Below are 8341 nucleotides of genomic sequence, written 5' to 3'. Positions count from 1 at the left end.
CCCTGGCCGGTGATGGCGCGGTGAGGTTGAGCTGGACGGCCGCGGATGACACGGACGTAACGGGCGCCCGTGTCTACAGCCGCGCGGGGGGCGAGGGCGACTTCAGCCAGCTCAACTTCGCGCCGCTACCGGCATCACAAACCTCCTACACCGTCCAAAACCTAAGCAACAGCACGTTCTATGACTTCAAAGTGGTCACCGTTGACGGTGCGGGCCGAGAGTCGGTCGACGCGCCTACGGTCAGCGCCACGCCGAGCGCCGATAACACCGCCACAGTGACCTTCACCGTCGACGCGCGCTCGCAGGGCGCGGGCACCTTGCAACTGCGCCGCTTCGATACCGGCAGCGAAATTCGTCATCCCATGACCGCGACCGGCGAGCAGGGTATTTGGGAGCTCGAGCTCGAGCTGCCTCTCCTGCGCGAGATCGCCTTCAAGTTCGGCAACGCCGCTACTAACGCCAAGAACTCGGGGTATGAAGGTGATAACCAGCCCGACCGCAGGCTCTTTATCGACAAGAGTGAGATGACGTACAGCGGCGTCTACGACTTCATCACCGTCGGCGTACCCAGCGCGGTGGTCACCGGAACGGTGCGCTCCGGCGGCAGCGGGCTCAAAGGCGCCACGGTGAACTCGACATTGGAGGCTCGCTATTACTACGCCCTCACCTTCCACGACGGCTCCTATTACCTGCCCCTGCCAAGCGGGACGAGCACCACCTTGACGGCGAGCGCGCCCGGCTATGGCCAAGACGGCCCCAGGAACGTGAGCGCGGGTGACGCAGGCATCGACTTCACGCTTACCGCGACCACGAAGTACAGGATTGACGGTGATCTTTCAGGCTGGACACCCAAAGCGATACTCTCGAGCTCAGGGACGAGCTTGTGGGGCGGTGACAACGACTTCCAAGAGTTGCTGGTGGATTGGGACGACGCTTACCTCTATCTCGGCTATCGCTACCGCACCTGGGGCAATTCGGCGATCATCTACATGGATAGCGGCTCAGGCGGCAGCACGACGCCACGTCAGTTCAACGCCTGGCCGCGCCGGGCGGATTTCGCCACGCCTGTCAACTTCTTTTTGGCGCAGTATGAAGGCGGTTCGGCTCAGTTCTGGCAAGTAGGCGCATCGAACAGTGTAACCTCGGTTTCCGGTAGCGCCTTTGAAAAGGCCACGGCAGGAAGCTTCCCGGCGTTCACAACCGAGTTCGCCATTCCCTGGACGACGCTCGGCTACAGCAGCCGCCCCAATACGACGCTCAACTTCTACGCTGGCATCTTTGGTGGGGACCACTACGGCGCGGGCGACATTGCTCCCAACCCCAACTCCACGCCTTCCGGGAACAACAGCATTAACCAGGGTGATTCGAATAACGCCATTTTCAACGCGCCCTTTTCGGTCACCGTCACCGAATAGCTTCAGCAAACCTGTGCCATGAAGGGCGGAGAGAACTCCGCCCTTCTTTTCCGCGTGCTCCTGTTTGTCGTGCTCCTACTTGCCGCCGATCGCCAGCTCCTTCACCCGCACGCTCGGCGCCCCCGAGCCGCCTAGCGAAAACTTGAGGTCGCCCGCCACGGCCTCGACGCTCCCCAGCAGGTCCAAGATGTTGCCGGCCACGGTGAAGACCTCGAGCGGATGGGCCCGCTTGCCCTCCTCTATCCAAAAACCCTCGGCCTGGAGGCTGAAGTCGCCGGTGACGGGGTTGGCCCCGGCGTGCTGACCCTGGACGCCGGTGAGCAGGAGGCCGTCGCCCAAGCTGGCCAGGAGCATGTCCAGGTCGCCCTCGCCGGGTTCCATGAAGAGGTTGCTGGGCGCCATGCCGACCGTGCTCTTGTAGGAGCCGCGCGCGGCGTGGCCGGTGGACGCTACGCCGTCCTTGGCGGCGGTCTCGGTGTTGTGCATAAAGGCCTTGAGCGCGCCCGCCTCGATGAGGACGAGCCGGCTCGAGGGGTAGCCCTCGGCGTCGAAGGGCCTGGACGCCATGCCCCCCTTCAGGGTGGCGTCGTCGACCAGCGTGACGAGCGGGCTGCCGATGGCCTCGCCCAACCTGCCCTCGAGCGGGCTCTTGCCCTCCTGGACCATCTTGGCGCTGAACATGCCCGCGAAGGTCGCCACAAAGTCCGCCATGCACTCGCGCTCGATGACGGCCCGGTAGTGGCCGCTGGGCGCGCTCCGGCCGCCCAGGAGCGCGGTCGAGCGCTCGACCGCGCTGAGGGCGGTGCGGGTGGGGTCGAGCTGCTCGAACTCGCGGCTGAACTGCCAGTCGCTCTTCATCTTGTTCTGGCCGTTCTCGCTGACCAGCGGGGCGAGGTAGTGAACGGCGTAGTTGGCCCGGTAGGCGCGGTCAAGGCCTTCGCTGTTGGCGACGGCGACCTCGCTGTCGCCGTCCTGGTAGACCGCATAGGGCACGGTTCTGACACGCGGGTCGGCCTCCCTGGCGGCCCTTTCGAGTTCCAGGGCCACCCCCACCTTGCGGTCCACGCTGACGCCGGAGAGCCCTTCGCCGTAGAGGTCGCCGATGTGCGGACCTTCCGGCCAGGCGCCGAGGACGGCGTGCGCCTCGGGCTGGGTGAGTTCGGCGTTCTCGAGCGCGCTCGCAAGAGCCCGCTCGAGCGCCCTCTCCGAGAGGTTTTCAGTATAGGCGTAGCCCCAGGAGCCGCCGACCAGGGCGCGCAGGCCGAGGCCGACCTTGTCGGCGAGTTTGAACTCGTCCACCTCGCCGCCATAGGCCTTGGCCGAGGTGCTGGTGCCTCGCTGGGCGAAGACCTCGAGCTTCGCCCCTCGTTCCGCGGCCTTTGCCAGCAGGTAGCCCCTCGCCTCGGCGAGGGTTCCGCGATCATTCATGCGCGGCCTCCCACGGTGATCTGGCTGACTAAGATGTGCGGCTGGCCCACGTCGGTCGGGATGCTGCCCGAGACCGAGCCGCACATGCCCTGGGCGCGCTCCAAGTCGCCGGCCACCGCGACGATGTTCTTCAAGTCGGCGGCGCCGTTGCCGACCAGGGCCGCGCCTCGCACCGGCTCGGCGACCATACCGTTTCTGATCATGTAGCCCTCGTTGACCGTGAAGTTGTAGTCGCCGGTGCCGGGCGTGACCGAGCCGCCGCCCATCGTCTTGGCGTAGAGGCCAAAGGAGACGTCCCTGATGAGCGCCTCGGGGGTACTCTCGCCCGCCAGGATGAAGGTGTTGCGCATCCGCGAAGCGGGCGCGAAGGTGTAGTCCTGGCGGCGGCCCGAGCCGGTGCGGCGGTAACCCGTCTGCAAGGCGCCGACGTGGTCCACCAGGTAAGAGGTCAAGATGCCCTTGTCGATGAGCAGGGTGCGCTCGCTGCTCGTGCCCTCGTCGTCGATGTTCAAGGAGCCCCAGGCGCCGGGGATGGTGCCGTCGTCGACCGCCGAGACCACCGGGTTGGCGATCGGCTGGCCCAGCTTGCCTTCAAAGACGCTGGCCTTTTTGGCGACGGCGGTGGTTTCAAGAATGTGCCCGCAGGCCTCGTGGAAGATGACCCCGCCAAAGGCGTTGCCGATGACTACCGGCATGGTCTTGGCGGGGGCGTAGCCCGCCTTGACCATGGCGCTTGCGATGCGGGCGGCCTCACGACCCGCCCGCTCCGGGGTGTCGTCCTCGAAGAACTCGAGCCCCAGGCCCGCGCCCGGTCCACTCGAGCCGGTGGCGCGCTCGCCGCCGTCCTCGGCGATGGCGGTGACGAAAAGGCGCGACCTGACCCGCTCGTCCTCCGCCCAGTCGCCGCCCGTGTTGGCAATCAGCAGCCGCTGCGCGTAATCGGCGTAGCGCACATCGACGGTCTTGACCAGACCCTGGCCCGCCGCCGCGGCGTGGGCGCGCTGCGCGACCTCGAGTTTGGCCCTTTTCGCCGTCTCCAGTGGGTGCGCGCGCACCGTCCAGAGCCGCTTCACGTCCCTTTCGCGCAGATCCAGCCTTTCGCGCAGATCCAGGCCACCCGCGCCGCGCGCGTCGGTGACGCCGGCGCGGCCTCGGGCTCTGGCGACCGCCTCGGCGACCTTGTGCAGGCCCTCCCTCGACACGTCGTTGGTATAGGCGTAGACGACCTTGCTGCCATAGAGCGCGCGGATGCCCGCGCCGTATTCGTTGCCGCTGCCCGCGTCCTTGACCTCGCCGTTCAGGAGCCGCAGCGAGGTGGTCACCGTATCCTCCATAAAGAGGTCCGCCCAGTCGGCGCCGCCGCTCCGCGCGGTGTTGAGCGCCTCCGTCACCATGTCCCTATCCAGCATCCTTACCTCCTTTATCTGTCTCGGTAGCTGTAGCCTACCAATAGTCTACCAAGCCGCCGGCGTTTGTTTTCGAAGAGGCCGAGTACACCGGGGACCAGGCACCCGGTGAGAGAGCCCAGAGAAAAAGAGCCCAGAGAAAAAGAGAACGCCGGTGCTGTAGCACCGGCGTTCTCGATACGGCTAGGAAAGGGGCCGGCTCAGTTCGCGCCTGCTATCTCGATATCGCCCCTCATGTCGGGGTGGACGGTGCAGTAGTAGACCGCCAACTGGTCGGCGAGTTCCTGGGTCAGGGTGAAGCTGACCTCGCCTACGTCGTCTTGCCAGTTGACCTCTTGGTCGTCCTCGAACTCACCTTCTATGTTGCCCTGGGCAAGCAAGAAGGTGTTGTCCTCGGCGCGGAAGTCGAGCGGGTGCTCGGCACCGCCCTCGTTGACGATGCGGTAGCGCGTCCCGACGCTGAGCGTAAGGGTCGGGTTCTCCTGACCCTCTTCGGCCACGGTTTCACCCTCGGCCGAGGTCAGGACCCAAGCATCGTCGCCGACGTTATCGAGCGTGATGGTAACCTCGCCCTCTTCAGCCGGAGCGGCGGCCGTCTCGGTTTCCTCGGTTTCGGTCTCTTCCGTCTCGGTTTCCTCGGTTTCGGTCTCCTCAGGTTCCGTGGGTTCGGTTTCCTCGGTTTCCGTCTCTTCCTCCGGAGTCACCTCTTCGGGCTCTTCCTCGGGCTCCTCCTCCGTAGGCGTGGTGGCGGGCGCGATCGGCGTGGCGGTGGGGGTGGTCGGCTCCGCCTGCTGGGTAGGCGGTGTGGTAGCGGGGTCCGCCGGCGTAGTCGCCGGGTCGGTGGGCGCTACCGGGTCGGTGGCCGGGGGGGCTGCGGGTGTGGCCGGATCGGTGACGGCGGGATCGGTCACCGCAGGGTCAGTAACCGCGGGATCCGCGGGCGCGGTGGTCGTGGGGGCCGGCTCCGTCGTCGTCGGCTGGGCGGGTTCTTGTGGGCCGCAGGCTACGACCAGGGCTCCAAACACCAGGCTGACGAGGAGCAGTTGGAGCGAGCGACTGAGGGATCTAGGCTTTTGCATGGTCATTCTCCTTCTATGATTCTGCACTAACTTCTATGATTCTGCACTAAGATGTCGAGAAGGCCGGGCTGGACTTCGGTGACTTCACCCCGCAATCTAAAGCGGTGAGGCGCTAAAGACTAGAGTCTAGGCTAAACTGTTCCAGGTCGATTCAGGCTGAGCCTTACCATGAGCCTTACCATAGGTCTCGAGCCCTACCCGAGGTAGTTGGGATTGCCGCTTGAGCGGCTCCCCGCATTTGGCCGGAGGACCTTTCAAGACGACCTATCAAAGAGCGCCGCGACCTCGAGGCGAAACGCCGGCAACACCGACACCCGCGCCTCATCTCCCGGCTGATAGACCCTGAACCCCTCCGCGTCCCAGCTCAGAAGCTCTTGCGCTTCGGGGTCGAGCACCCAATACACCACGCCATAGCGCGCGTAGAGCTTGCGCTTGGTCTCGAGGTCGTAGTCGCGGGTGGACGGCGAGAGCACCTCGATCACCCAGTCGGGCGGCCCCACGACCCTCTGCTCGGCAATGCGCGCCCTGCCCTCGGCGGCGACAAGGAGCACGTCGGGCTGCACGCTCTCGTGTTCGTCGAAGACGACCTCGGTCGGCGCTATAAAGACGGTGCCGACGGGATTGTCCCGCAAATGGACCCAGATGAGGCCGTGAAGCTCGCCGACGAGGCGTTGATGGCGGGTATTGGGCGCTGCGGTCACGTAGAGTTCTCCCCCGATGAGCTCGCGCCGTTTCCCGTCCTCGGGAAAATTCGTCAGGTCGCGGTAGCTGAAGGGTTCTCTTTTGATGGCCAGGGACACGGGGCCTCCTCTCCTGCGCTGCGGACGAGCCGGTCTGCTTTGGGCTGCCGGTCTGCTTTAAGCTGATTGTAGCAGATGCGCCCCGGATGAAATGCGCGGGCGACATCGGAAGGAGAGACGGATGAACATCAAAGGGCTCGAGAGCTTCATCTTCGACAAGATGACCGAAAGCCGCCTGCCCGGCCTCAGCCTGGCCCTGGTCGAGGGCGGCGAAGTCGTCTATAGCCGGGGCTTCGGCCAGCGCGACCTCGAGCGGGGGCTGCCCGCCACGCCGGAGACGCTCTACAGCGTCGGCAGCGTGACCAAGTCGGTGACCGCCTTGGCGGTCTTGCAACTGGCCGAGCGCGGCCTGCTCGACCTCCAGGATCCGGTCGCGCGCTTTTTGCCCTTCGAGATAAAGCCGCTGGGGGAGACGGTCAGGCTCGAGCACCTCTTGACCCACAGCCTGGGCATCCCGGCGCTGGCCTACTCCGAGGCGGTCATCCGCCACGCCCACGGCAGCGGTGGCCGGGCCCTGCCGCTGGCCGGCCCCGAGGACATCCTCACCTTTATGGCGGAGGCCGAGAGTTGGGTGGAGACGGCGCCGGGCCAAGGCTGGTTCTACTCGAACGAAGGCTACGCCATGCTGGGCGCCGTCATTCAAAAGGTCTCCGGCCGGCCCTACGGCGCCTACATCAGAGACGAGATCCTCTTGCCGCTCGGCATGACGCGCAGCCTCTTCGCACGTGACGAGGTCGAGAGGGACGCGGACGTGGCCGTGCCCTACCTCCTGCCCCAGGATGGCCGGCCCGAGCCGGGGCGCTACCTCTACCGGACGATCCGCAGCGAAGGCGGCCTCATCTCCAACGTGCTGGACTTGAGCCACTACCTGACGATGTTTCTGGAGGGCGGCAAGGGCGTCGTGGCGGCGGCCTCGCTCGAGGCGATGACGACACCCCGGCTGCCCATGCCCTACCGCACCGCCCCCGACCTCTTCGGCGAGACGGCCGCGCCCAGAGCCGCACTTCACTACGGCTACGGTTTGCACATAGACCCCGACTTCTATGGCGAGACGCTCATCGGCCACGGCGGCAGCGTCCTGGTGGCGACGGCTCACCTGGCCTTCATGCCGCGGAGGGGGCTGGGCGTGGCGCTCTTGGCGAACGGCAGCGGCTATCCGCTCGCCCAGATGGCCGAGGTAGCCCTGGCCATGATGCTGGGCGAGGAGCCCGGCGAGCTCCCCTTCATGCAAGTGGAGCGCGCGCTCGAGCCTCTCACCGGCCACTACCGGACCTACAAGGGCACGCTCCAGGCGACGGTGAGGCGGCGGGGGGACTTTCTCGAGCTCGAGCTCCACGACCGCGCCCAGCCGCAGACCGTCATCCTGGTCCCCGAGGAGCTGGACGAGTCGGCGCCCAGCTTCGTCACCTTTGCCGGTGGCCGTCGCCTGGCGGTCGCTTTTCGCCGTCGGGAGAACGGCGTCGAGCTCGTCTTTGAACGTTACAAGCTGCGGCGCAGCTAGTCGCCGGTCGCCTTGGTGACCTTGTCCGCCGGCTTGGCTCTCAGGTCCGGCAGCTTCCAGAGGATGAGCAGGGTGGTCAGGAAAAACATGGCGCTAGCGAAGGCGAAGGTGCTGCGCAAGCCGAAGAGCAAGGCCGCGCTCGCGCCCAACAGCGGCGCTACGGCTCTGGCGCCGGCCACCACCGAGTTGTCGAGGCCGAAGACGGCGCCCGCCTCGCCGGGCCTGGTGTAGTGGTTTAAGAGCGCGCTCAAAGACGGCAGGATGCCGCCGACGGCCGCCCCGGCCAGCGCCTGGAGGGCGAGCAGTTGCCAGACGCTGGCGACAAAGGCCTGCGGCAGGTAACAGAGCGCCGCGGCCAGGGTGCAGCCCGCGAGGATGCGCTTGTGGCCTACGGTGTCGCCGAGGCGGCCAAGGTAGATAGCGCTCAGGGTGCCGGCGGCGCCCGCTAGGCCGATGGTGAGCCCGGTGAGGGTGCCCACCCGCTCCGAACCCACCAACAGCGCCGCGATAAAGAGCGGGAGGATCGGCACGAGCATGAGCCGGCCCAGCCAGGCCGCGAAGCGGACGGTGAAGGTGATGCCCACACCGGGCGTGGCGAGCACCTGCCGCCACTCGAGCACAAAGCCCTTTCGCTCCTCTCGGGTCTTGGGCGTGAAGGTCTCCTGGACTCCCAGCCAGACGATCACCCCGGCGATGAAGAGCAAGACGGCGG

Annotated in this window: 7 protein-coding genes; 2 read left to right on the top strand and 5 right to left on the bottom strand. The window is 66.4% G+C overall.

Annotated elements, in window-relative coordinates; all coding sequences use genetic code 11:
* On the top strand, nt 1-1415 hold a 1415-nt coding region (locus M3498_11935), incomplete at its 5' end, for a fibronectin type III domain-containing protein (GenBank protein MDQ3459995.1).
* 75 nt (nt 1416-1490) lie between these two features.
* Here M3498_11935 and M3498_11930 read toward each other — a convergent pair.
* From M3498_11930 to M3498_11915, 4 genes are all read right to left on the bottom strand, one after another.
* Nucleotides 1491-2843: a TldD/PmbA family protein gene (locus M3498_11930; protein MDQ3459994.1), complete on the bottom strand. Its 1353-nt coding sequence runs from the start codon at nt 2841-2843 to the stop codon at nt 1491-1493.
* A complete protein-coding gene (locus M3498_11925; GenBank protein MDQ3459993.1) occupies nt 2840-4252 on the bottom strand; it encodes a TldD/PmbA family protein in 1413 nt (470 codons plus the stop codon). Before M3498_11925 ends, M3498_11930 begins: the two co-directional genes overlap by 4 nt.
* 197 nt (nt 4253-4449) lie before the next feature.
* A complete protein-coding gene (locus M3498_11920; protein ID MDQ3459992.1) occupies nt 4450-5328 on the bottom strand; it encodes a hypothetical protein in 879 nt (292 codons plus the stop codon).
* A gap of 254 nt (nt 5329-5582) precedes the next feature.
* Nucleotides 5583-6128 carry a Uma2 family endonuclease gene (locus M3498_11915; GenBank protein ID MDQ3459991.1) on the bottom strand — a complete coding sequence of 182 codons (546 nt, stop codon included), beginning with the start codon at nt 6126-6128 and terminating at the stop codon, nt 5583-5585.
* 121 nt (nt 6129-6249) lie between these two features.
* Here M3498_11915 and M3498_11910 point away from each other — a divergent pair, with 121 nt between their 5' ends.
* Entirely contained in the window at nt 6250-7629 is a 1380-nt protein-coding gene (locus M3498_11910) for a serine hydrolase (protein ID MDQ3459990.1), read from the top strand.
* Here M3498_11910 and M3498_11905 read toward each other — a convergent pair.
* The coding region (locus M3498_11905) for an MFS transporter (GenBank protein ID MDQ3459989.1) at nt 7626-8341 on the bottom strand (716 nt) is incomplete at its 5' end. The genes M3498_11910 and M3498_11905 overlap by 4 nt on opposite strands.

It is taken from the genome of Deinococcota bacterium (assembly GCA_030858465.1).
Classification (GTDB): Bacteria; Deinococcota; Deinococci; order Deinococcales; family Trueperaceae; genus JALZLY01.
The sequence above is the reverse complement of the archived record's forward strand: the minus strand, read 5'-3'. Positions and strand labels throughout refer to the sequence as shown.